Here is a 24,168-nt window from a genome sequence, read left to right on the forward strand (position 1 = left end):
AGACGCGACCCGGCGCCCCGGGGTTGCCCGGAGCGCCGTGTGCCCGTCCCGCGCCTGCTGTCAGCCGACGCGCGTCAGCTTGCTGCCGATGCCCGGCGCGGCCAGCTCGCGCTGGAGCGCCACCGGCACCTTCACCTGGCTCGCGCCCTCGCCGACGGTCAGCACTCCGACCTGGGTACCGGCCTTCGCCGTCCCCGGGATCTTCGTACCGCCGTCACTCAGCTTGACGGTGACCGTGAGACCCGACCACCCGACGGCCTGGACGTCGGCGGTGGCGACGACCGGGGTGTGGCCGCCGAGTCCGTCGTCGACGTACCCGACCACATCGCCCTTCTTCACGACCGTCGCGCCCTGGAGCGACTTCTGCGTCGCGACCAGCAGCTGCTTGCTCGCCGCGATCACCGTGTCGATGATCGGCGGCTTGTGCTGGCCGAGGACGGCGCCGACGATCAGCTGGTTGGTGTCGCCGACCTTCTTCTGCGCGGCGAAGAGCAGGTTTCCGCCCGCCTTCGTCGTCGTACCGGTCTTGATGCCGAGCGAGTCGTTGAAGGGGACCAGCCGGTTCCAGTTCGGCCACGTCTTGCCGGACGGGTCGACCCAGCTGGGCTTGCGCGTGATGTCGAGGAGCGCGTCCATCTCCACCAGCCGCAGACCCAGCTTGACCTGGTCCTCGGCGGTGCTGACCGTCGTGGCGTCCAGACCCGAGGGGTCCGTGTACGTCGTGTTGGCCATGCCGAGCTCCTTGGCGGTGGCGTTCATCTTCGCGACGAACGCCTCCTGGCTGCCGGAGTCCCAGCGGGCGAGGAGCCGGGCGATGTTGTTGGCCGAGGGGATCATGAGGGCCGCGATCGCGTCGTACTCCGAGATCTTCTGGCCCTCCAGGACCGTGTCGAGGGTGGACTCGTTGTCCGTGGAGTTGTTCTTCTTGCCCTCGGTCTCGGTGGTCTTGTCGATGTCGATCATCTGGCCCTTTTCCCCCTTCTTGAAGGGGTGGTCGCGCAGGATGATGTACGCCGTCATCGACTTGGTGACGCTCGCGATCGGTACGGGCTTCATCTCGCCGGACGAACCGAGCGTGCCGAGGCCCGCCGCGGCCATGTACGCCTGGCCGCCGTCGGGCCAGGGCAGGTCGGGCTTGTCGCCCGCGAAGGCGTACGAGTGCTTCGCCGTCATGGCCAGCGTCGGCGCGGGCAGCGGGCGGACCAGTTGGACGATGCCGAGGACGACCGCCAGCAGCGCGAGCAGCGGGGCGTAGATCTTCACCCGGCGCACGGTGGTGCGGATCGGGCTCGGCGGCGGGGGCGGGTTGTTGGTCAGCTCGGCGAGCATGTCGAGCGGGGGCCGGGGCGGCAGGGGCTGCTGCGTGGTCCGCTCGGAGCCGGTGTGGGTGACGGGGGGCGGGGGCGGGGACGTCTTCGACGCCGGGGACGGGGTGGGCTTGGGCTCCGCCGGGGCGGGTGCGCCCTCGCCGCGCAGCGGCACGAAGGTACTGGCCCGCTCGGCCGCCCCTTCGCGCGGCCGGGTGGTGGACTTGTCGGCGCGCGTACCAGCGCCCTGGCGGGCGGCCGTGCCTGTGCCCGCGCCCTGGCCGGGAGCGGGGTCGGCCGGCTTGCCGGGGGTCTGGCGGGTGCCGGGGTCCTGGCGGGCGGCCGTGCCCGTGCCCTGGCCGGTGCCGCGGCCGGTGGCTTCCTCGGGGGCGGAGCCGGTGGGGTCGGCGGGGGCGGGGCGCTTGCTGTCGGCCGGGGCGGCGTCCGGGCGGACGGCGCGGAAGACGGCCGTGCGCTCGCTGTCGGCCGGGGCCTTGGCCGGGGCCTTGGCGTCGGATTCGGCAGCGGCGTCCTTGGCCCCCGCGGGGGCCGCGTCCGGGCGGACAGCGCGGAAGACCGCCGTGCGCTCGCTGTCGGCCGGGGCCTTGGCCTTGGCTTCGGGTTCGGGAGCGGCGTCCTTGGTGTCGGCCGGGGCCGCGTCCGGACGCACCGCGCGGAAGACCGCCGTGCGCTCGCTGTCGGCCGGGGCCTTGGCCGGGGCCTTGGCTTCGGGAGCAGCGTCCTTGGCCCCCGCGGGACGCGCGTCAGCGTCCTCGGCGTCTGGACGCACCGCGCGGAAGACCGCCGTGCGGTCGTTGTCCGCCGGGGCCGCCGAGCGGGGGTCCTGGCCCGAAGCGGAATCCTTCTTCGGCGAGCCGGCGTTGCGGCGGAAAGCCTCGAAGGCCGTGGCCTTCTCCTCCGCCGGAGCGGAGTCCGCGACCTCGGCGGAGTCCTTGGGAACGGTGCGGAACACCGATGTGCGCTCGGAATCTGACGATTCGGGACCGTTTACGTCGGCATCCGCGCGCGGGGTCGGGGACGGCTTGGCCGAGGCCTCACGGGCCACGTCCGCACCCGCCGGCGCCACCGGTGCCGCCGAAGCGGAATCCCGGTCAGCGGTCGAGGTCCGGGGCGCGCGGACGTCCGTACGGGCGCCCTCCGCCCCGCCGTCACGCTCGCGCGTCGGCCCACCGGCCGACCCGGGGGCAGGCTCGGCAACCGGCTCGGGAACAGCCTCGGCTGCCGCTTCCGGAGCCGTTTCGGCGGCCGCCCCGGAGGTGGCCTCGGGCTCGCCGCCCGGTCCGGCGGCACGCTCGGGGGCAGCCTCGGCCGCCGACCCCTCGGCACGCTCGGGAGCCGACCCGGACGCCACATCCGCCCCCGGTTCCGGATCCGACTCCGCATCCGGTTCCGGTTCCGCACCCGGACCCGCATCCGGATCCGCCTCGTCCGCCGACGCCACCCAGGCCGCGACCGCGGCCCGCAGGGGGTCGTCCCCGGGCTCGGAGTCGCTCCCGGCCTCCGGGTCGTCCCGGGGCTCGGGGGCGGGCTCCGGGTCCCGGGGGCGGAACACCGACAGGCGAGGGTCGGATTCCGCCGCCCCCGGCGCACCCGCGCCTTGCTGTACCGACTTGTCGGGGGACTCGCCCGCCACCAGTTCCTCCTCGATCGACGTCCGGCCGCTGCCCGGACCGCTGTCCGAACCGTCTAACAGTGTCCCGTCTAGGGGGCATCGCCCCCGTGCGAGACGAGAACGACATACTTGCCGGTTCCCACACAAACCGGCCAGGCGCTCTCGACAGATGAATGTGAGAGGGGTCACCCTGTCACTCATCCACGCGGGGAGGCATGGATGGGCAGGAGCCGCAGAACAATTCCGGAGGAGCTTCTGCTGCTCGCTTTGGACCCGACCACGGGAACCACGGCGCAGCCGCAGTCGCTCGACCTCGGCCTGGCCGGGGCACAGCTAGTGGAGCTGGCTCTGGCAGGACGGATAGCCCCAGACGGGGATCGTATCGCCGTGGTGATGCCACGGCCGACAGGAGATCCGACCCTGGACTCCGCACTGGAACTGCTGCGCCGTCGCGGCAGCCCGGTTCGGGCGGTCCACTGGATCGGCGGACCCCGACTGGGGCTCCGCCAGGTGTACCTCGCTCACCTGGAGCGCTGCGGCATGGTCCATGCCGTCGCGGGACAGATGTGCGGAATGCTGCCGACGACTCGCTACCAGGCGACCGACACGGCAATCAGCCGGGAGATCCGTGCCCGGCTGGACAGTGCGATCCGCACCGGCGTACCGCCGGACCCGCGGACCGCGGCGCTCGCCGCCCTGGCCCACGCGGTCGGACTCGGCAAGCACCTGTACCCCGGCAACGAGGGGCGTTCGTCCAGATCCCGCTTGCGGGACCTGATTCGGCACGACCCCATGGGCGGCCTCGTGGCACACGCCGTGATGGACGTCCAGAACGGTGTGGCCGCACAGCCGCGCCGTGACCGTGCTCCGGCACCGGCACCCGCGCCGCCGCCCGCCCGTGCGACGGCCACCGGCGTTCCGCTGCAGCCGCGCCGCACGGGTGCGATGGCACGCGCCGTCGCACACTGACCCACCGCACCACCGATCCGCAGATCGACCGCTCCACCGACACACCCCACCGCACGACGAACGCCATGGCCGCAGCCGGGAATCCCCCAAGGACCCGGTGCGGGCACCGCCAGCGCGCGGGGTGGCGAGGCCGGTCCGCCGGCCCCGCCACCCCGCGCGTCTGCGTTTCCCGAACGGGTTTCCCCGGCCTCCGCGGAACCGTTCCGGCCCGTTCCCCAGCGGGGTCGCGCCCTTCGATGGCAGTCTGCTCAACATCAGACACGCAGAGAGACAGTAAGCAAACAGCAAGCAAGCGGAGGTGCCGTAACCGTGGCGTCCAATGTCAACCCCACCGTCCGACGGCGCCGATTGGGCATGGAGCTGCGCAAGCTCCGTGAGGACAAGGGCATGACGGCCGAGCAGGTCGCCGAACGCCTGCTCGTATCCCAGTCCAAGATCAGCCGGCTGGAGAACGGCCGTCGCTCCATCAGCCAGCGCGACGTCCGCGACCTGTGCGACGTCTACGAGGTCGAGGACCGCCGGCTCGTCGACTCCCTGATGCAGATGGCCAAGGATTCGCGCCAGCAGGGCTGGTGGCACGCCTTCGGCGACATCCCGTACAGCGTCTACATCGGCCTGGAGACGGACGCGGCCAGCCTGCGGACGTACGAGCCCCAGGTCGTCCCGGGGCTGCTCCAGACGCCCGAGTACGCCCAGGCACTGATCCGCGGCGCGCTGCCGGAGACCGCGCCCGTCGACATCGAGAAGCGCGTCCAGGTGCGGATGCACCGCCAGAAGCGGCTTTCGGAGACCGACAACAGCAACGCCGACGTCGGTCCGCTGCGCCTGTGGGCGGTCATCGACGAGGCCGCCCTGCGCCGACGGGTCGGCGACGGCCAATTGATGGTCCGGCAGCTGGAGTACTTGATAGAGCAGTCGGAACAGCCGTACGTCACCGTCCAGGTGATGCCCTTCGCGATGGGCGCACACCCCGGCGTGAACGGCCAGTACGCCATTCTGGAATTCCCGGACGCCTCCGACTCGACGGTCGTGTACATCGAGGGCGTCACGAGCGATCTGTACCTGGAGAAGGGCAATGACGTTCAGAAGTACAGCGTGATGTACGAGCACCTGCGCGCCCAGGCGCTCAATGTCGAGCAGACGCGGGAGTTCATCTCCGACATCATCAGCGACCATGCAGGCAAGCGCCGGTAAAAGCGCACCAAACCGGGCAGGTGGCGATGAGCGCCGGTACCGTACACCGTCACCGCCCGGCCATGGAAGGCCTGGCCTGAATATGCCATCCGGACGGGTGAACGACCCCTTCACCTCTCGGGCGGTGCCGGTAGCGTCGATCACGTCAACCAGGGAATGGGTTGGCGCCAATTCGGAACGACTCGCTGAACCGGAGAAAAACATGGCCATTCGACTGGGCGCCACGGAAAACTGGACGAAGTCCTCGTACTCCGGCGGCAACGGTGCGTGCGTCGAAGTCAAGTCCCCCGTCACCGAGGCCATCGCGGTCCGCGACTCGAAGGTGCAGGACGGTCCGTCCATCGCCTTCGCTCCGGGGTCCTGGACCTCGTTCGTCACCGAGGTCAACGAAGGCCGGCTGGGACAGCTCGTCTGAGCATCACGGCGAACTCCCCGACCGGCCTGCCCGCAGCACAGGCAGAACGCGCACCACAGGCAGAACAAGCAGGACAAGCTCAGCAGATGCACACGGCACCACCCGCAGTACTGACTGGAGCCCTCTCGACTGGCCCGCCGTCCCGGCCGAGGGGGCTCGGCCATGTCCGGGCGGGCGCCGGCGCCACTGGCCCACGCACCGGTCGCGCTAGCGCAGCTGATCGACGTACCGGTCCGTGCCCGGCACCGTCGGGATGAACGGCGCCACCAGCTCCACCCGCCCCCCGAGGCCGGCCGCCGCGACCTCCGCATCCAGCCCCCGGAAGCCGTCCCAGCAGCTGCGCGGGTCGGCCTCCAGGAACCACAGCAGCGTCAGCCGGGTGCCGACCCCCTCGACCTGCTTGACGTACGTCATCCGGTCGCCCGGCAGCGGGGTCGGCCGGAAGACCGTCACCATCGCGGCCGGCGAGCCCTGGAGGCGCTGGGGCAGGTGCCGCGTGCGCAGCCACTCCAGCAGCCGGGCCCGCTGCCCGGAGCCCTCCGCGTCGATCACCTGGAGGACGAGTCCCCCGTACGGGTGGTCCATCGCGTGGTAGTCCCGGGGGCCGGCGGCGCCGTCGCGGTAGACGGTCGCCTCGTGGTCCTGGAAGGCGGTGAAGACGTGCGTGCGGTCCTGGTAGACGCGGCCGTCGCGGTTGAGCCGCTTGTTGATGCCGACGGTCCACTTCATGTGCTCGTCGTAGCGGCCCTCGGTCACCCAGTACGTCGAGAGGTAGCACCCGGTGGTGACCGGCTGGGCGACGGCGGACTTCTCGGGGTAGCGCAGCTCCTGGAGTTCGCGGGTGGCGACCCAGCGCCGCCCGGCGAACATCCACGGCATGGCCATGGCCCCCGCGTAGTAGTGGTCGTCCTCGTACCAGCGGTTGTAGGCGAACTCGTGGCCCGGGTGCGGCTCGACCATGGTGATCAGGGCGTGTCCCGGGTGGACGCCGTACGGGCCGACGGACGCGAGTGCGGCGTAGTCGTCGGGGCGGGTGTCCGCGGACGGCGCGTGCTGGTCTTCTCGTGTCATGGGAACGGTCTAGCTGATGCGACGTCAGATGGGGAGGGTCGGGACCGGCCGATCCGGGCCCGCGTGCGCCCGGGAAGGCGCCGGCACGGGGGTTCACACCCCGGGGACGGCGCCGTACCCTGACGCACCGTCAGGTCACGCATCCCGCGCCCCCGCCCCGCCAGGAGCCCCGCATGCTGCTGCAAGGCAAGACCGTCATCGTCTCCGGCGTCGGCGCCGGGCTCGGCCACCAGGTCGCCGCCACCGTCGTCCGCGACGGCGGCAACGCCGTCCTCGGCGCCCGCACCGAGGCCAACCTCGCCAAGACCGCCGTCGAGATCGACCCCGACGGCGCCCACACCGCCCACCTCCCCACCGACATCACCGACGAGGCCGCGTGCGCCGCCCTCGCCGCCCTCGCCCGGGACCGCTTCGGCGGGATCGACGCGGTCGTGCACGTCGCCGCCTGGGACTCCTACTTCGGCGGGCTCCAGGACGCCGACTTCGGCACCTGGCAGCAGGTCCTCGACGTCAACCTCCTGGGCACCCTGCGGATGACCCGGGCCTGCCTGCCCGCCCTCAAGGAACGCGGCGGGTCCGTCGTCATCATCGGCACGCAGTCCGCCGTCGCCGCCCCCTCCGAGGTCCAGCAGGCCGCCTACGCCGCGTCCAAGGGCGCGCTGACCTCGGCCATGTACTCCATGGCGCGCGAACTGGGCCCGCACCGGATCCGGGTCAACACCGTGCTGCCCGGGTGGATGTGGGGGCCGCCCGTGCAGGCCTTCGTCACCTTCAGCGCGCACTCCGAGAACGTTCCGGAGGCGGAGGTACTGGCCCGGCTCACCCAGCGGATGGCGCTGCCCGAACTGGCCACCGACGGGGACGTCGCGGACGCCGCGGCGTTCCTCGCCTCCGACCGGGCCCGGGCGATAACCGGCCAGTCCCTGCTGGTCAACGCCGGTGAGCTGATGCGATGACGGGCGGCGCGACACTCCTCGCCGCCGGATCCTCGGATCGTATGCTCGCACCATGAGCACTCCGAGCAACGCTCCGGCCGGCCCGACCGACAACTCCATGCGCCGCGCGCTGAAGCGGGCGCGCGACGGCGTCGCGCTCGACGCGGCCGAGGCGGCCGTACTGCTCCAGGCGCGGGGCGCGGCCCTGGAGGACCTCACGGCGTCCGCCGCCCGGGTCAGGGACGCCGGGCTCGCCGCCGCGGGCCGCCCGGGGGTGATCACGTACTCCCGCAAGGTCTTCATCCCCCTCACCCGCCTCTGCCGCGACACGTGCCACTACTGCACCTTCGTCACCGTCCCCGGCAAGCTGCGCCGCGCGGGCCACGGCATGTACCTCTCCCCCGACGAGGTCCTCGGCATCGCCCGCCAGGGCGCGGCGATGGGATGCAAGGAAGCCCTCTTCACGCTCGGCGACCGGCCGGAGGACCGCTGGCCCGAGGCCCGCGAGTGGCTCCACGCGCACGGCTACGACGACACCCTCGCCTACGTCCGCGCCATGGCGATCCGGGTCCTGGAGGAGACGGGCCTGCTCCCGCACCTCAACCCGGGCGTGCTGACCTGGTCCGACCTGCAGCGTCTGAAGCCCGTCGCCCCCTCCATGGGCATGATGCTGGAGACCACCGCGACCCGGCTGTGGTCCGAGCCGGGCGGCCCGCACCACGGTTCGCCCGACAAGGAGCCGGCCGTGCGGCTGCGCGTCCTGGAGGACGCGGGCCGCTCGAACGTCCCCTTCACGACCGGCGTGCTGATCGGGATCGGCGAGTCCTACGAGGAGCGCGCGGACGCCTTCTTCGAGCTGCGCCGGATCCAGCGCGCCTACCACGGCATCCAGGAGGTGATCGTCCAGAACTTCCGCGCCAAGCCGGACACCGCGATGCGCGCGATGCCCGACGCGGAGCTGGAGGAGCTGGCCGCCGCCATCGCCGTCGCCCGGCACATCCTGGGCCCGTCCGCCCGGATCCAGGCCCCGCCGAACCTGGTGGACGCCGAGTACGCCCTGCTCATCGGCGCGGGCATCGACGACTGGGGCGGCGTCTCCCCGCTCACCCCCGACCACGTGAACCCCGAGCGCCCCTGGCCGCACATCGAGGAGCTGGCCGAGCGGACCGCCGCCGCCGGCTTCGAGCTGCGCGAACGCCTCACCATCTACCCGGAGTTCCTGGAGCGCGGCGAGCCCTGGCTCGATCCCCGGCTGCTCCCGCACGTCCGCGCGCTGGCCGACCCGGCGACCGGGCTCGCCGATGAGCACGCGCGGGTCGAGGGACGGCCGTGGCAGGAGCCCGACGAGGGGTTCACCGCCACCGGGCGCACCGATCTGCACAGCACCATCGACACCGAGGGCCGCACCGGTGACCGGCGCGAGGACTTCGACCACGTCTACGGCGACTGGGACGCGCTGCGCGAGGCGGCGGCGCCCGGCATGGTGCCGGACGCCGGCGCGGCCTCCTCGGACCCCGAACGCATCGACGCCGAGGTCCGCGCGGCCCTGGCCCGGGCGGCCGACGACCCGACGAAGCTCACCGACGACCAGGCCCTCGCGCTGCTGCACGCCGACGGACCGGCGCTGGACGCGCTCTGCCGGATCGCCGACGACCTGCGCAAGTCCGTGGTCGGCGACGACGTGACGTACATCGTCACGCGGAACATCAACTTCACCAACGTCTGCTACACCGGCTGCCGCTTCTGCGCCTTCGCCCAGCGCCGCACCGACGCCGACGCCTACACCCTCTCCCTGGACCAGGTCGCCGACCGCGCCGCCCAGGCCTGGGACGTGGGCGCGGTCGAGGTGTGCATGCAGGGCGGCATCCACCCGGACCTGCCGGGGACGGCGTACTTCGACATCGCGCGCGCGGTGAAGGAGCGGGTGCCCGGCATGCACGTGCACGCCTTCTCCCCCATGGAGGTCGTCAACGGCGCCGCCCGCACCGGGATGTCGGTCCGCGACTGGCTGACGGCGGCCAAGGAGGCCGGGCTGGACTCCATCCCGGGGACCGCGGCGGAGATCCTGGACGACGAGGTCCGCTGGGTGCTCACCAAGGGCAAGCTGCCCACCGCCGACTGGATCGACGTCGTCACCACCGCGCACGAGCTGGGCATCCGCTCCTCGTCCACGATGATGTACGGGCACGTGGACCAGCCGCGGCACTGGCTCGGCCACTTCCGCACCCTGGCCCGGATCCAGCAGCGGACCGGCGGGTTCACGGAGTTCGTGACGCTGCCCTTCATCCACACCAACGCGCCGGTCTACCTGGCGGGCATCGCCCGGCCCGGACCGACGGCCCGCGACAACCGCGCCGTGATGGCGATGGCCCGGCTGCTGCTGCACCCGCACATCACCAACATCCAGACCAGCTGGGTCAAGCTCGGCGCCGAGGGCGCGGCCGAGATGCTGCGCTCGGGCGCCAACGACCTGGGCGGGACGCTGATGGAGGAGACCATCTCCCGGATGGCGGGCTCCGGTTACGGCTCGTACAAGTCGGTCCGGGACCTGGTCGCGATCGCGGAGGCCGCCGGGCGTCCGGCGCGGGCCCGTACGACGCTGTACGGGGAGGTCCCCGAGGAGCGGCAGCGGGCGGCCCGCGCCTCGGACGGGCACCTGCCCGCGCTGCTGCCCGTCCTGGAGTAGGCCGGGACGCGACAGCGTGCGGGCGGCGGCGGGGTGGCCGGAAGTACCCTCATTCCGGCCTTTCTCCGCCCACTAACGGGCCGCGCGCAGGCCTGCCTCCGGATTCGAACAGGGCGGTCCACTACAGTGCGCGCCAGAGCCCAGCGGGGGGATGCGTTCATGGACTTGGCGGCGGAAAGCGTGACGACGGGAAGCCTGGCCACCGGCCTGTGGGGCCGGGTCGAACAGCAGGACTTCCGCGGCCGGGTGCGCGGCGTCCTGCTCGGGTCCGCCCTCGGGGACGCCCTCGGCGCGCCGGTCGCCGAGCTCTCGCTGGACGGGATCCGCGAGGCCCACGGCGCGCAGGGCCTGACCGAATGCGTCCCCGCCCACGGCCGGCGCGGCGCCGTCACCGCCGCCACCCAGCTCACCCTCTTCACCGTGGACGGCCTGATACGGGCCCACGTGCGCCGGGACACCGGCGCCTGGCACCCGCCCACCGACGTCCACCACGCCTACCGGCGCTGGGCGGCCACCCAGCACGACTGGGGCCCGGACGAGCGGCGCGCGGACAACGGCTGGCTCGCCCAGGAGGAGTGGCTCTACGCCCGCCGCGACCCCGCCCGTGCCTGCCTGACCGGCTTCGGCGACGCGATCCTCGGCACGCTGGAGCACCCCAAGAACCCGGCCGCCCGGGACTCCGGCGCCACCGTCCGCTCGGCCCCCTTCGGCCTGCTGGTCGGCTGGGAGCCCGCCCTGGTGCTCCAGCTGGCCGTCGAGTGCGCCGCCCAGAGCCACGGCCACCCCGCCGCCTACCTGTCGGCGGGCGCCTTCGCGGTCATCGTCCACGGCCTGACCCGCGGCGAGGGCCTCGACGCGGCCGTCCAGCGGGCCCTGGGCCTGCTCGGCTCCCGGGCCGGCGGGCAGCCCGTCACCGACGCCCTCCAGCGGGCCACGGCCGCCGTCACCCAGGGCGTCCCCTCTCCCCGGATCATCGAATCGCTCCCCGCGGGCGACGGCCGCAGCGCCGAGGACGCCCTCGCGGTGGCGGTGTACTGCGCGATGGTCGCCGAGGACGTGCGCCACGGGCTGCGCCTCGCGGTCAACCACGGCGGCGACTCCGCCTCCAGCGGCGCCCTCTGCGGAGCGCTGCTGGGCGCCCTGCACGGCGAGACCGCCCTCCCGGCGGCCTGGCTGGCCGACCTGGAGGGACGCGCCACGCTGCTGGAGCTCTGCGACGACTTCGCCCTGGAGATGACCCAGGGCCCCGCCCTCCACGGCCCGGCGCTCTCCTCCCCGGGCTGGCTGGCCCGCTACCCGCGGGGCTGAGCCGCCGGTAACGGCCGCGCGGTACGGCCCACTTGGCCGCCGGTTCACCCTGCCCACCGTGCGCGGGAGCCCGTAGCGTGACCCCACCCACGTCACGGAGGTGTCAGTACCCATGCCGAGCACGCCGACCCTGCGGATCTCCGCCACCGTCTTCCTGACCGACCGGACCATCGCGCCCGTGCCGCTCGCCCGCGCGCTCGAAGAGCGGGGTTTCTCCGGCCTCTACCTGCCCGAGCACACCCACATCCCGGTCAGCCGCGACACCCCGGCCCCGATGGGCGGCGCCCTGCCCGAGGAGTACGGGCGCACCCTCGACCCGTTCGTGGCGCTCGGGCAGGCCGGCGCCGTCACCGAGCGGCTGGGGCTGGGCACCGGCATCACCCTGGTCGCGCAGCACGACCCGATCGGGCTGGCCAAGCAGGTCGCCACCCTCGACCACCTCTCCGGCGGCCGGTTCACCCTCGGCCTCGGCTACGGCTGGAACGTCGAGGAGGCCGCCGACCACGGCGTGGAGTGGCGGGTCCGGCGGGAGCTGGTGCGGGACCGGATGGCGCTGATGCGCGCGCTGTGGGCGCCCGAACCGACCGCGTACACCGGCCCCTTCGGCAGCGTCCGGGCCAGCTCGGCCTTCCCCAAGCCGGTGCAGCCGCCCCGCGAACTCACCCCGGGCGCAGCGCTGTACGGTCCGCGCACCCTGATCGGCGGCGCCGCCGGACCCAAGCTCTTCGCCGCGATCGCCGACCACGCCGACGGCTGGATGCCCATCGGCGGCGGCGGCCTCACCGAGTCGCTGCCCGCGCTGCGCGGGGTGTGGGAGGCGGCGGGACGCGATCCGAAATCGCTCCAGGTGGTCCCGTACGCCGTCCGGCCGACCCCCGGCAAACTCGCCCACTACGCCGAGCTGGGCATCGAGGAGGTCGTCCTGCAACTGCCCTCGGCGGACGCGACCGAGGTCCTGCGGACCCTGGACGAGTACGCCCCGTACCTCTGAACGACCCGCCTCCCGGCCCTCACCTCCTTGGACCCGACCTCGTGAACGCACCCGCAAGCACGGCCCCGGCCGACGGCGACGCGCAGGAGTGGCAGAGCGCCCTGCTGCGGCTCCTGGACGACCCGTACGTGTTCGCCGCGGCGGGGGCGCGCCGGCACCCGGACTGGGCCGCGGACGTCCTCGCCGTGCTGCGCCGCGAGAACGCCGACCCCCGGGGCTGGGCCGGTCTCGACTGGGACCGGGACGGCGAGGAACGAGCCGCGGCCGGACCCTCATTCCCCTTCCGCGCCGGCCTCACCCCCGACGGCCTGCGCGCGGCGCTGCACCCGCTGGAGCACGCCGCCGCCGTCGACCTGCTCGCCTCCCTCACCCAGGAGTGGACCTTCGAGCCGGCCCCGCTGTACGGCCGCGCGCCCGCGGAGCGGGAGGCCGTACGGGAGGACGCCCGCACACTGCTGCGGCGCTTCGGCCCGGCCGGGGCGGCGTCGTACTGGACCACCTCCCCGCTCGCCCGCACGACCACCGCCCCGGACTTCCTCCGGGCCCGGCTCGAAGGCGGCGGGACCCCTCTCACCGACTACGCCGAGGAAGTCGGCCTGATCGTGACCGCCCCGCCCGAGGTCGGCGAAGTGGGCGTCTTCTGGTCGTTCAACGCGACCTGACATCCGCGACCCGGCGCGCGCGGGACGGAACGCCCGGGTAATCCGTTGAACGGACCCGCACCCCCCGGTGTAGAAAGAGATGCCCAAGGGACCCCAAAGGGATGCCCAAGGCACCTCGTATGATCGGCCGGTCGACCGGCACGCATTTCCTGGGGGGAAATCAACCATGCGCACCCGCGCGTTCCGCAGAGCGCTCGTATCCCTGCTCGCCGCCTCCGCCGCGAGCGTCCTCATCCCGGCGGCCGCCTCGCCGGCCGCCGCCGCACCGGCCGAGTGCCACGGCCCCAAGGGCGGCACGCTCGCGGAGATCCGCCCCGGCCAGCGCCTGGAGTCCGGCGCCCGCCTGGCGGACCTGGTCAGCGCGGCCGAGCTGGTCATGCAGGGCGACGGGAACCTGGTGCTGTACGCACTCGGCACGCCGGGCGGCTACAAGCTCCCCCTGTGGAACAGCGGGACCTACGGCAACCCCGGCGCCTACGCCACCATGCAGGAAGACGGCAACTTCGTCATCTACAAGCAGGGTGGCAGCGCACAGACCGGCGGCGGCATCTGGCACACCGCCACCTACGGCAGCGGGACCGGTACCGTACGGGCCTCCCTGCTCGGGGGCGCGTTCGTCGTCGAGGGCCGCAACCCGGGCCCGTACTGGTCGACCGGGAGCGCGGAGCGCGAGGCGTGGCTCTGCTCGGAGTACGCGACGGCCGCCGAGGCGTGGTGGTCCGGGAACTGGGCCCAGTCCGCGTCCGTGTGGCTGGTGCTCCAGCGGGACAACAACCTCGTCATGTACCGCAAGAGCGACGGCAAGGCCATCTGGAACAGCGGCACCTACGGGGGCGCCTACCGGCTGAACCTGCAGATGGCCCCCAAGGACCGCGGCGACCTGACGCTCGTCGAGGAGAACCGCACCGCGGTGCGCTGGCGCACCGGTACGGCCGGAAACGACGGCGCCTACGCCCTCCTCCAGGACGACGGCAACTTCGTCGTCTACAAGAAGGACGGCGGCCCCGGCAAGGGCGGGGGCCTGTGGAACACCGGCACGTACAACAAGATCTGACCGAACAGCACCTTATGCACCACGGGGGAAGCCCGACCATGCGCCACCACCTGCTCCGCGGAGCCCTGAGCGCCCTGCTCGCCGCCTGCGCCACGACCGTCCTGGTCCCGGCGACGGCGTCGGCCACCGAAGACCCCGGCCAGTGCCGGACCGGTGCGACCGGCCGCAGTTCCGACCTGCGCCCCGGCGAGCGCCTCGCATCGGGCGCGAGCCTCGTCCCGACGCCCGGCAAGACGGAACTGGTCATGCAGAGCGACGGGAACCTCGTCATCTACGCGCTCGGCACTCCGGGCGGCTACAAGCTTCCGCTGTGGCAAAGCGGCACCTACGGCAACCCCGGCGCCTACGCCACCATGCAGGAAGACGGCAACTTCGTCATCTACAAGCAGGGCGGCGGCGCACAGACCGGCGGCGGCATCTGGCACACCGCCACCTACGGCGACCGGGCCAACAGCTACCCGGCCGCCTCCATGCGGGACGACGGCCAGCTCGTGGTGTCCGGCCACGCCCAGAACTCGTTCTGGTCCAACACCCCCGAGCAGCACGTCAGGGTGTGCTCCTCCGACATGGCCTGGGGCCGCGGCTTCTGGGCCCAGTCCGCGTCCGTGTGGCTGGTGCTCCAGCGGGACGACAACCTCGTCATGTACCGCAAGAGCGACGGCAAGGCCATCTGGGGCAGTGGCACCTACGGCAGCCGGAGCGCCCTGAACCTGGAGATCGGGGACCACGGCGACCTGGTCCTGCGCGAGGGGGACCGCAACGGAACGGTCCGCTGGCACACCGGAACCGGCGGCAACGACGGCGCCTACGCGCTCCTCCAGGACGACGGCAACTTCGTCGTCTACAAGCAGAACGGCGGCCCCGGCAAGGGCGGGGGCCTGTGGAACACCGGCACGTACAACAAGATCTGACCGAGCAGCACCTTATGCACCACGGGGGAAAAACCATGCGCCACCGCTTCGTCCGCACCACGTTCATATCCGCACTCGCCGCCACCGCCCTGGCCTCGCTGGTCCCGGCCACGGCGCACGCCGCGCCCGGGCCCCTGCCCGGGATGGCCGAGTGCGACGAGCCCTACGACCGCCGCGAGACCCTCCTGAACGCCGGCCAGCGGCTCGCACCGGGCGAGAAGATGACCAGCCCGACCGGGTCGACCGAGCTGGTCATGCAGGGCGACGGGAACCTGGTGCTGTACGCGCTCGGCAATCCGGGCGGCTACAGGCTCCCGCTGTGGAACAGCGCCACCTACAACAACCCCGGCGCCTACGCCACCATGCAGCAGGACGGCAACTTCGTCATCTACAAGCAGGGCGGCAGCGCCGAGACCGGCGGCGGCATCTGGCACACCGCCACCTACGGCGACCACGCGGAGAACACGCCCGTGGCGAAGCTGGAGGCGGACGGCAACTTCAAGGTCATCGGCCGCAAGGACGACAAGTGGGGGCTGCACTGGACGACCCTGCGGTCGGAGAACACCACGAAGGTGTGCGCCGAGGACGCGCAGCACGAGTACCGCTACTGGTTCACGGGCGACTGGGCCCAGTCCGCGTCCGTCTGGCTGGTCATCCAGCCCGACAACAACCTCGTGATGTACCGCAAGAGCGACGGCAAGGCCATCTGGAACACCGGCACGTACGGCACGGGCTTCCAGGTGCTGGAACTGCGCATGGGCACCGACGGTGACCTGTTCATGCGCGACTGGATGGGCGGGAAGAAGGTCGTCTGGAGCGCCGGCACCACCAACAACCCCGGCGCCTACGCCCTCCTCCAGGACGACGGCAACTTCGTCGTCTACACGGCGGACGGCGGCCCCGGCAAGGGCGGCGCCCTCTGGCAGTCCGGCACCTGGAACAAGATCTGATCCTTCCGGACCGGTTACGGGCCCCGCGCCCGCCTCGGGCACCCGACCCGCCCCCTCACGACCCGTACAAGGCGTCGATCTCCGCCGCGTAGCGTTTCGCCACCGCCGCGCGGCGGAGTTTCAGGGTCGGGGTCAGGGCGCCCGACTCCACGGTGAATTCCGCGTCCAGGATGTGGAAGGCGCGGATGCGGGCCGGTCGGGAGACGGTGGCGTTGGCCTCGGCCACCGCCGCCTCCACCAGCGCGCGCACCGCCGGATGCGCGGACGGTGCGCCGGCCAGGTCGTGCCCCTCCCGGGCGGCCCAGGCGGTGATCTCCTCGGTGTCCAGGGTGATCAGGGCGACCGGGTGGGGGCGGTGGTCGCCGATCATCACCGCCCGGGAGACGAAGCGGGAGCGCTGGACGGCGAACTCCACCTCCGTCGGGGTGATGTTCTTGCCCGACGAGGTGATGATCAGTTCCTTCTTCCGGCCGGTGATCCGCAGGAACCCGTCCTCGTCCAGGGCGCCCAGGTCCCCCGTGTGCAGCCACCCTCCGGGGTCGACGGCCTCCGCCGTGGCCCGCGGGTTCGCGTGGTAGCCCGGGAAGACCATCGGGCCCCGGGCCAGCACCTCGCCGTCGTCCGCGATCCGCACCTCGCAGCCCGCGACGGGCCGCCCGACCGTCCCGTGGCGGACCGCCCCCGGGTGGTTGAGGCTGATGACCCCGGCCGACTCGGTCATTCCGTACCCCTCGAAGACCGCGATCCCGCAGCCCCGCAGGAAGTCCAGGGTCGCGGGCGCGATGGGCGCGCCGCCCGTCAGCGCCCAGCGCAGCCGCCCGCCGAACGCCTCCCGCACCAGTGAATGGAGGGACTTCTCCGCCGCCTCGTACGCGTCCCGCTCGGCGTCCGGCAGCGCGCCGTCCGCCGCCAGGAGGCCGAGCCGGACCGCCTCCTCGAAGCGCTCCCGGCCGCCTTCCCGGCCTTCGGCGAGGGAGAGGACGACCGAGTGCAGCTTCTCGAACAGGCGCGGCACGGACGGCAGATGGGTCGGGCGCGCCTCGGCGAGTTCGGCGATGACGTCCTCGATCCGGCCGCCGAAGTAGCACAGTTCCCCGCCCTCCAGCAGGGTGGTGAACTGGATCAGCTGGGCCAGCAGGTGGGCCAGCGGCAGGTAGAGGTACGTCGAGTCGCCCGGCCCGCCGTTGACCAGCGGGAGGGTGGCGTCCTGGATGGCGCCGAGGTTGCCGTGGGTGAGGCGGCAGCCCTTCGGCAGGCCGGTGGTGCCGGAGGTGTAGACGAGGGACGCGTCGTCCTGCGGCCGGACCGCCGCCGCCCGGCACCCGAGTGCGTCCGCCCCGGCCTCGTCACCTTCCCCGTCCCCGTCGTCGACCGCCGCGAACGACGACAGGAACGGCGTGCCGCTCCGCGCCCCGTCCGCCGCCCCCACCGGTTCCATCAGCACCACCGCGCGCAGCTCCGGCAGCCCGCCACGCAGCGCCGTCACCCGCGCCGCCTGCTTCTCGTCGTCGCAGACGGCGACCACCGCGCCCGAGTCCGCGAGCACCCAGGCCAGCTCCTCCGCACCCGCCGTCGGGTACACCGGCACGATGACCGCACCCGCCGCCAGCACCCCGAAGTGGGTGCAGGTCCACTCCGGCCGCGTCTCGGCGAGTACGGCGACCCGCTCCCCCGGCGCCACCCCGAGGGCCAGCAGCGCCCGACCGGCCTCGGTGGCCGCGGCGTCGAGTTCGGCGTACGTCCGGGTCCGCCAGGCGCCCTCCCGCCGATAGCGCAGGGCGGTCCGCGGCCCGTACCGCCGGGCGGTCCAGCGGGTGAACACCGCCAGCGTGTCCGGTCGCACAGCGTCCATCGGTATCGCCTCCAGGGCTGCCCGCGCGAACGGGACGGGTGGGTGTGCGGGCGTGGGGTGGATGTGCGGGGTGCGTACGGACGACGCTAGGCAGCCGTTCGCCCCCCGCGGCATGACCGGAAGCGTCACCCCCGCTGACCGCAGCGCTCATGTGCGGCTACCGTCGCGGTCATGGGGAGGCGGACGGTCACCGTGCACCACGTGCGCGCCGTGCTCGCGGGTGCGCGCGCCGCGGGCACGGACGTCGTGCCGCTGTTGCAGGAGGCGCAGATACCGCCGCTGCTGCTCGGCGACGACCGGGCGCGCGTCACCCCCGCGCAGTTCGCCCGGCTCTTCCGCGCCCTGTACCGCAGCACCCAGGACGAGTTCCTCGGCCTCGCCGCGGCCCCGAGCCGTCCCGGCACCTTCGCCATGATGTGTCACGCCGCGCTGGGCTGCCGGGACCTGGGAGCGGCCGTCGAGCGCGGCGCCGCCTTCTATCGGCTCTTCCCCGGCGGCCCGGAACTGCACCTCGAAGTGGCGGGAGGGCAGGCCCTGTTCATCGTCCACAACGACTTCGGGCGCGACGAGGAGCGGTTCCTCACCGAGTGCCTGCTCGCCATCTTCCACCGGCTGTGCAGCTGGCTGATCGGCCGCCGGATCCCGCTCGCGCACACGGCGTTCGCCTATCCCCCGCCGCCGCACGCCCAGGAGTACGACCTGCTCTTCGACTGCCCGGTCCGGTTCGGGCAGCCGCGGACCGGTGCCGCCTTCGACGCGCGCTGGCTGGGCGCGCCGCTCGTCCGGGACGAGGCCGCGCTCGACGCGATGCTGCGCCGCGCGCCCTTCGACCTGCTGTCGCGCCCGGAGTACGGGACCACGGTCGCCGAGCAGGTGCGCCGGGCGCTGAGCCGGCAGCTCCGGGTCTCCCCGCGGCTGCCGGAGCTGGGCGAGGTCGCGGCGCGCCTCGCGGTGTCCCCGGCGACGCTGCGGCGCCGACTGCGGGCGGACGGGACCTCCTTCCAGCAGCTCAAGGACCACGTGCGGCGGGACGCGGCCATCGCCGGGCTGGCGGAGAGCGCGGAGCCGATCGCGGAGCTGGCGGCGCGGCTGGGGTTCTCCGAGGACACTGCCTTCCACCGGGCGTTCCGCCGCTGGACGGGCACCACGCCGGGCGCCTACCGCGCGCACTCCGGAGCGGCGGATTCCGTGGAGCGGTGTCCCCTTTCGGATGACGGCCCCGGCGCGTCCGGCGGCGGGTGAGCCGGGTGTGAGGGGTCGGGGGAGCCGGGTGTGCGGCGGCGGGTCAGCCGGGTGTGAGGGGTCGGGTCAGCAAAGGTGAGCTGCCCGGTCAGCGACCTTCCGACCGGTCGGTCACTACGGTCTCCTCACCACCACCCCCACACGGACCCCTTGGGAGAGCCGCCCCATGCGTATCCGAAGCACCGCGCTCGCCGCCGTGGCCGCCCTGGCCCTGGCGGCCGGGATCCCCGCCACCACCGCGCACGCCTCGGCCGATCCGGCCGCCCCGGCGGACGCCGCCGCCCGGCCCGGTGACATCGTCGCCAGCGCCCCCTCCTCCTTCCACCCGCTGCCGGGCCAGCCCACGAACACCCGGGCCTGGAAGATCCACTACCGCTCGACCACCGCCGCCGGCGCCCCCGACGTCGTGTCCGGCACCGTGATCGTCCCGCAGGACGGCCGCACCGGCCCCCGCCCCCTGATCACCTACGCCGTCGGCACGGTCGGCCTCGACGACTCCTGCGCGCCGAGCGAGAACTTCCCGAAGGGCACCGGCCTGGAGGCCAACCTCATCCAGCAGCTCACCCTGCGCGGCTGGGCCGTGGTCGTCACCGACTACGAGGGCCTCGGCACCCCCGGCCTGCACACCTACACCGTCGGGCAGTCGGCCGGGTACGCCGTCCTCGACGCGGCGCGCGCGGCCCAGCGCCTGCCCGAGGCGGGCCTCTCCGCCGCGGGACCGGTCGGCATCATGGGGTACTCGCAGGGCGGCCAGGCCTCCAGCTGGGCCGCCGAGCTGCACGGCTCGTACGCCCCCGAACTCCAGGTCAAGGGGACCGCGACCGGCGGAGTCCCGGCGGACCTGCTCAAGGTCGCCGCGTTCAACGACGGCTCCTACGGCTCCGGCCTCGTCTTCATGGCCGCGGCGGGCCAGGACGCGGCCTTCCCCGAGCTGAAGCTGGACTCCTACCTCAACCCGGCGGGCAAGCTCCTCGTCGACCACCTCAAGACCCACTGCGTCGCGATCGACGCGGCCGTCGGCTCCTTCAAGCGGATCGCCGACATGACGACGAGGGACCCGCTGGCCCAGCCCGACTGGCAGGCCCGGCTGAACCAGTCGAAGCTCGGCCGGACGGCGCCGGCCGCGCCGGTGTACCAGTACCACGCGGTGGGCGACGAGCTGATCCCCTACGCGGTCGGCAAGCAGCTGCGCGCCGACTGGTGCGCCAAGGGCGCCGACGTCGACTGGAACCCGATCCGGGTCGGCGGCCACGTCACCGGGGTCATCACCGAGGCCGTCGCGGCGGGCAATTGGCTCGCCGACCGCTTCGCCGGACGCCCCGCGCACGGCAACTGCTGACCTGCATCAGGCCTTTCACCGCCCCGCCGGTCATTCACCGGCGGGGCACGCGCGCGTCCCGTGCGCCAACTCCCCGTCGACGAGGAAGGCGTTCACCCGCTCGCGCACGCACCCGGAGTGGAAGTAGGCGGCGTGCCCGCCGCCCTTGTAGTCCAGCACCACCGCCGAGCCGAGCCGCGCCGCGGTCTCCTCGGTCCAGCGGTACGGGGTCGCCGGGTCCCCGCGCGTGCCGACCAGCAGCATCGGCGGGGCGCCCGGCCGGTCGATGGTGCGCAGGTAGCCGCTGCCCGCGGGGCGGCCGTAGCAGGACAGCACCGTCTTCAGCTGGTGCGGCCCGAAGAGCGGCGAGGCGGCGCGGAATTCGGCGGCCCGGGACTCGATCTCCTTCTCGATCGCGGCCGGGGACGCCTTGTCCGCGCCCCGGTCGGGATCGTCGGCGCAGTTCACGGCGACCAGCGCGGCGGCCGGGTTGTCGGCGGGCACCTGGTGCCCGGTGGCCGGGCCCGTCTGCGGGGGCGGCGGGCCGGCCGGGCCGCCCAGCACCAGCAGGCCCGTCGGGTCGCCGTCGCGTTCGGCCGTCGCCAGTCCGTCGGCGAGCGCGGGCCAGGACTCCTCGGAGTACAGCGCCCCGGCGATGGCCGCGACGAGGTCCTTCCCCGTGAAGGGCGAGCCGTCGCCGCCGGTCAGCGGCTCCGCGTCCAGCCGTGCGACGAGCGCGTTCAGGTGCTCCTTGGCGCTGCGCGTATTGGTCCCGGCCGCGCAGCCCGCCCGGCGGGTGCACCAGCGCAGGAAGTCCTCCAGCGCCCGCTGCTGCCCCTCGGCCGTGGCGAGCGCCTGCTGGTCCAGCGGTTCGGTCAGCGTGTCCACACCGTCGAGGACCATCCGCCCGACGCGGTGCGGGAACTGGGCAGCGTAAGCCGCGCCGAGCCGGGTCCCGTAGGAGAAGCCGAGGTAGTGCAGCTTCTCCTCGCCGAGCGCCCGGCGCATCACCTCCAGGTCGCGCGCCACGTGGACGGTCCCGATGTACGGGAGCACGGGCCCGGAGTGCCGGGCGCAGCGCGCGGCCACCGCGCGCAGGGCCGCGAGCTGCGCGGCGGGGTCGTCCCCGGTCCCGGGGTCCGGGTCGAGGGAGCCGCCGCAGCTGACCGGGGCGCTGTGGCCGACCCCCCGCGGGTCGAAGGCGACCAGGTCGTAGGACTCGCCGAGGTCGGCGAAGCTCTTGGGGTCGGCGGCCAGGGCTTCGATGCCGGGGGCGCCGGGGCCGCCGAAGTTCAGCACCAGCGAGCCGAGCCGTTTGCTGCCGGTGGCGGGGATCCTGGCCATGGCCACCCCGAGCGTCCCCTTGGCCGGGTCGGCGTGGTCGACGGGCACGGTGAGGGTGGCGCAGCGCATCGCGGCGGGGGCGCCGGGCTGGTCCGGGCAGCCGCCCCAGCGCAGCCGCTGCCCGGCGAAGCGGGCGAGCGGGTCGGGGCCGGTGCGGGGGCCCGTGACCGGTGCGGCGCCCGGGCCCGTAAGCGTGGCAGGTGGGGCGCCCGTACGGACGGCCGGTGCGGCGCCCGGGCCGGTGCCGAGGGCGGCCAGGGCCGCCAGGGCGAGGCACACGGCGGCGCCGCGACGGGGGCCGGGGCCGCTGCGGGGGCGGCGGGACGCGTGGGAACGACGGGAACGGTACCGGTGCACGGCGCCCTCCTCGGCGGCTGCCCCCGGACCACCATAAACGGGCCGCTCCGGTCCCGCCCGCGCACGCGGGACCCCCTACCGCCGGTACAGCTCCTCGATCTCCCGGGCGTAGTCGCGGGCCACCGCCGCCCGCCGGATCTTCATCGAGGGGGTGAGGTGGCCGCGCGCCTCGGTGAAGTCCGTGGGCAGCACCGCGAAGCGGCGAATCGATTCCGCACGCGAGACCAGCTTGTTGGCCTCGTCCACCGCCTTCTGGATCTCCGCGTGCAGCTCGGGGTCGCGCACCAGTTCGGGCAGCGGCATCCGCTGCTTCTTGTGCATCTGCCGCCAGTGCGTCAGCCCCTCCGGCTCCAGGGTGATGAGCGCGGTGACGTACGGCCGGTTGTCGCCCAGGACCATGCACTGGCTGACGAGCGGGTGGGCGCGGAGCCAGTCCTCCAGGGGCGCGGGGGCGACGTTCTTGCCGCCCGAGGTGATGATGACGTCCTTCTTGCGGCCGGTGATGGTCAGGTACCCGTCGGCGTCGAGCTCGCCGATGTCGCCGGTGGCGAACCAGCTGCCCGGTGGCAGGCCCTCGCCGCTGTTCCAGTACCCGGCGAAGACGTGGCGGCCCCACAGCAGCACCTCGCCGTCGTCCGCGATCCGCACGGCGGAGCCGGGCAGCGGCCAGCCGACGGTGCCGAGGCGGGGCCGCAACGGCGGCGTCACCGTGCTGGCCCCGGTCGTCTCCGTGAGCCCGTACCCCTCGAACACCTCGATGCCCGCGCCCGTGTAGAAGGCGGCGAGGCGGCGGCCGAGCGGGGAGCCGCCGCTCAGGACGTAGCGCACCCGGCCGCCGAGGGCGGCCCGGATCCGGCGGTAGACCAGCGGATCGTAGAGCGCCCGGGCCGCGCGCAGCCCGATCCCCGGGGACGCGCCCTCGGCCACTTCGCCCCAGCGCTGCGCGATGCGGGCGGCCCGGTCGAAGGAGGCGGCGCGGCCCATCGACTCGGCGGTGGCTCGGGCGGTGTTGTAGACCTTCTCCAGCACGTAGGGGATGGCCAGCAGGAAGGTCGGGCGGAATCCGGCCAGGTCGGCGAGCAGGTCGTCGGTCTGGATGCTCGGGGCGTGGCCCAGCTTGACGCGGGCGCGCATGCAGCCGATGGCGACCGTGCGGCCGAAGACGTGGGAGAGCGGCAGGAAGAGGAGCGTCGAGGCGGGGTCCTTGCTGACGGACCGGAAGACGGGGTGCAGCAGGGCGACCGAATTGTCGGCCTCGGCGAGGAAGTTGCCGTGGGTCAGCACGCAGCCCTTGGGACGCCCGGTGGTGCCCGAGGTGTAGAGGAGGCTGGCGACGGAGCCGGGCTCGCAGCGCGCGCGGCGCTCGTGCACGAGGGCGTCCGGGATCCGCTCCCCGGCCTTGACCAGGCGGGCGATGGCACCGGTGTCGAACTCCCACAGGTGCGCGAGGCCCGGCAGCGCGACCCGTTCGCCGCTGATCACCCGGGCCTGCGCGGTGTCCTCGACCGCGCAGGCGACGGCGCCGGAGTCCTCGATGATCCAGCGGGCCTGGTGGGCGGAGGAGGTGGGGTAGATCGGTACGGTGACCAGCCCGGCCGCCCAGCCCGCGAAGTCGAGCAGGGTCCACTCGTAGGTGGTGCGGGCCATGATGGCGAGCCGGTCGCCGGGCCGCAGCCCCTCGGCGATCAGGCCCTTGGCGACGGCGAGCACCTCGGCGGCGAAGGCGGCGGCGCTCACGTCGTGCCAGACGCCGTTCGCGTCCTTGCGGGCGAGCACGGGCTCGGCGGGGGCCTGCCGGGCGTTGTCGAAGGGGATGTCCCCCAGCGTCCCGTGGGCCGAGGCGCCGACCAGCGCGGGCACCGACACCTCCCGGACCACCCCGTCGATCACCGTCTTGACGGGTTCCACCAGCTGCGGAGGCTGTTCCAGCTCGGCTTCCACGGTGCACGCTCCTTGACCCGGCACGAGT

At 73.5% G+C, this 24,168-nt stretch carries 18 protein-coding genes; 13 read left to right on the forward strand and 5 right to left on the reverse strand.

From position 1 onward, the window contains the following. Positions 1-60: 60 nt before the first annotated feature. Positions 61-2,961 (reverse strand): hypothetical protein, encoded by a 2,901-nt coding sequence (locus AC0693_RS29095; protein WP_478803292.1) that lies wholly within the window; start codon positions 2,959-2,961, stop codon positions 61-63. Positions 2,962-3,159: 198 nt separating this feature from the next. On the opposite strand from AC0693_RS29095, the gene AC0693_RS29100 reads away from it, so the two are divergent. The 3 genes from AC0693_RS29100 (at position 3,160) to AC0693_RS29110 (ending at position 5,518) form a co-directional block, all read left to right on the forward strand. After that, entirely contained in the window at positions 3,160-3,909 is a 750-nt protein-coding gene (locus AC0693_RS29100; RefSeq protein ID WP_356411669.1) for a GOLPH3/VPS74 family protein, read from the forward strand. 309 nt (positions 3,910-4,218) lie between these two features. Beyond that, positions 4,219-5,103: a helix-turn-helix domain-containing protein gene (locus AC0693_RS29105; RefSeq protein WP_356411666.1), complete on the forward strand. Its 885-nt coding sequence runs from the start codon at positions 4,219-4,221 to the stop codon at positions 5,101-5,103. A gap of 202 nt (positions 5,104-5,305) precedes the next feature. Continuing rightward, a complete protein-coding gene (locus AC0693_RS29110; RefSeq protein ID WP_330331026.1) occupies positions 5,306-5,518 on the forward strand; it encodes a DUF397 domain-containing protein in 213 nt (70 codons plus the stop codon). A 207-nt stretch (positions 5,519-5,725) separates the two neighbouring features. On the opposite strand, the gene AC0693_RS29115 is transcribed toward AC0693_RS29110, so the two are convergent. After that, positions 5,726-6,589: a hypothetical protein gene (locus AC0693_RS29115; RefSeq protein WP_478803293.1), complete on the reverse strand. Its 864-nt coding sequence runs from the start codon at positions 6,587-6,589 to the stop codon at positions 5,726-5,728. A gap of 173 nt (positions 6,590-6,762) precedes the next feature. On the opposite strand from AC0693_RS29115, the gene AC0693_RS29120 reads away from it, so the two are divergent. From AC0693_RS29120 to AC0693_RS29155, 8 genes are all read left to right on the forward strand, one after another. After that, positions 6,763-7,545, forward strand: coding sequence for an SDR family oxidoreductase (locus AC0693_RS29120; RefSeq protein WP_478803294.1), 783 nt, complete (start codon positions 6,763-6,765; stop codon positions 7,543-7,545). 52 nt (positions 7,546-7,597) lie between these two features. After that, complete coding sequence (locus AC0693_RS29125) at positions 7,598-10,210, forward strand: bifunctional FO biosynthesis protein CofGH (protein WP_478803295.1); 2,613 nt, start codon at positions 7,598-7,600, stop codon at positions 10,208-10,210. Between the two features lie 159 nt (positions 10,211-10,369). Beyond that, positions 10,370-11,518, forward strand: a complete 1,149-nt coding sequence (locus tag AC0693_RS29130; protein ID WP_478803296.1) for an ADP-ribosylglycohydrolase family protein — start codon at positions 10,370-10,372, stop codon at positions 11,516-11,518. A gap of 130 nt (positions 11,519-11,648) precedes the next feature. Then, entirely contained in the window at positions 11,649-12,509 is an 861-nt protein-coding gene (locus tag AC0693_RS29135) for a TIGR03619 family F420-dependent LLM class oxidoreductase (RefSeq protein ID WP_478803344.1), read from the forward strand. A 41-nt stretch (positions 12,510-12,550) separates the two neighbouring features. Further along, the gene (locus AC0693_RS29140; RefSeq protein WP_478803297.1) at positions 12,551-13,171 is read left to right on the forward strand and encodes a hypothetical protein; all 621 of its coding nucleotides are present in this window, start codon (positions 12,551-12,553) and stop codon (positions 13,169-13,171) included. Between the two features lie 166 nt (positions 13,172-13,337). Next, positions 13,338-14,225: a hypothetical protein gene (locus tag AC0693_RS29145; protein ID WP_478803298.1), complete on the forward strand. Its 888-nt coding sequence runs from the start codon at positions 13,338-13,340 to the stop codon at positions 14,223-14,225. A 38-nt stretch (positions 14,226-14,263) separates the two neighbouring features. Then, the gene (locus AC0693_RS29150; RefSeq protein ID WP_478803299.1) at positions 14,264-15,136 is read left to right on the forward strand and encodes a hypothetical protein; all 873 of its coding nucleotides are present in this window, start codon (positions 14,264-14,266) and stop codon (positions 15,134-15,136) included. Positions 15,137-15,171: 35 nt separating this feature from the next. Beyond that, on the forward strand, positions 15,172-16,086 hold the full coding sequence (locus AC0693_RS29155) for a hypothetical protein (RefSeq protein WP_478803300.1): 915 nt from the start codon (positions 15,172-15,174) through the stop codon (positions 16,084-16,086). A gap of 55 nt (positions 16,087-16,141) precedes the next feature. On the opposite strand, the gene AC0693_RS29160 is transcribed toward AC0693_RS29155, so the two are convergent. After that, the gene (locus tag AC0693_RS29160) at positions 16,142-17,938 is read right to left on the reverse strand and encodes an AMP-dependent synthetase/ligase (RefSeq protein WP_478803301.1); all 1,797 of its coding nucleotides are present in this window, start codon (positions 17,936-17,938) and stop codon (positions 16,142-16,144) included. A 171-nt stretch (positions 17,939-18,109) separates the two neighbouring features. On the opposite strand from AC0693_RS29160, the gene AC0693_RS29165 reads away from it, so the two are divergent. Together AC0693_RS29165 and AC0693_RS29170 are read left to right on the forward strand one after the other, a co-directional pair. Further along, positions 18,110-19,180 carry an AraC family transcriptional regulator gene (locus AC0693_RS29165; RefSeq protein ID WP_478803302.1) on the forward strand — a complete coding sequence of 357 codons (1,071 nt, stop codon included), beginning with the start codon at positions 18,110-18,112 and terminating at the stop codon, positions 19,178-19,180. A gap of 166 nt (positions 19,181-19,346) precedes the next feature. Next, positions 19,347-20,519 (forward strand): lipase family protein, encoded by a 1,173-nt coding sequence (locus AC0693_RS29170; protein ID WP_478803303.1) that lies wholly within the window; start codon positions 19,347-19,349, stop codon positions 20,517-20,519. A 30-nt stretch (positions 20,520-20,549) separates the two neighbouring features. On the opposite strand, the gene AC0693_RS29175 is transcribed toward AC0693_RS29170, so the two are convergent. Both AC0693_RS29175 and AC0693_RS29180 read right to left on the reverse strand, forming a co-directional pair. Continuing rightward, positions 20,550-22,199: an alpha/beta hydrolase gene (locus tag AC0693_RS29175; RefSeq protein WP_478803304.1), complete on the reverse strand. Its 1,650-nt coding sequence runs from the start codon at positions 22,197-22,199 to the stop codon at positions 20,550-20,552. Between the two features lie 75 nt (positions 22,200-22,274). Beyond that, positions 22,275-24,140 carry an AMP-dependent synthetase/ligase gene (locus tag AC0693_RS29180; protein WP_478803305.1) on the reverse strand — a complete coding sequence of 622 codons (1,866 nt, stop codon included), beginning with the start codon at positions 24,138-24,140 and terminating at the stop codon, positions 22,275-22,277. Positions 24,141-24,168: the final 28 nt, after the last annotated feature.

It is taken from the genome of Streptomyces sp. NPDC043876, assembly GCF_056435825.1.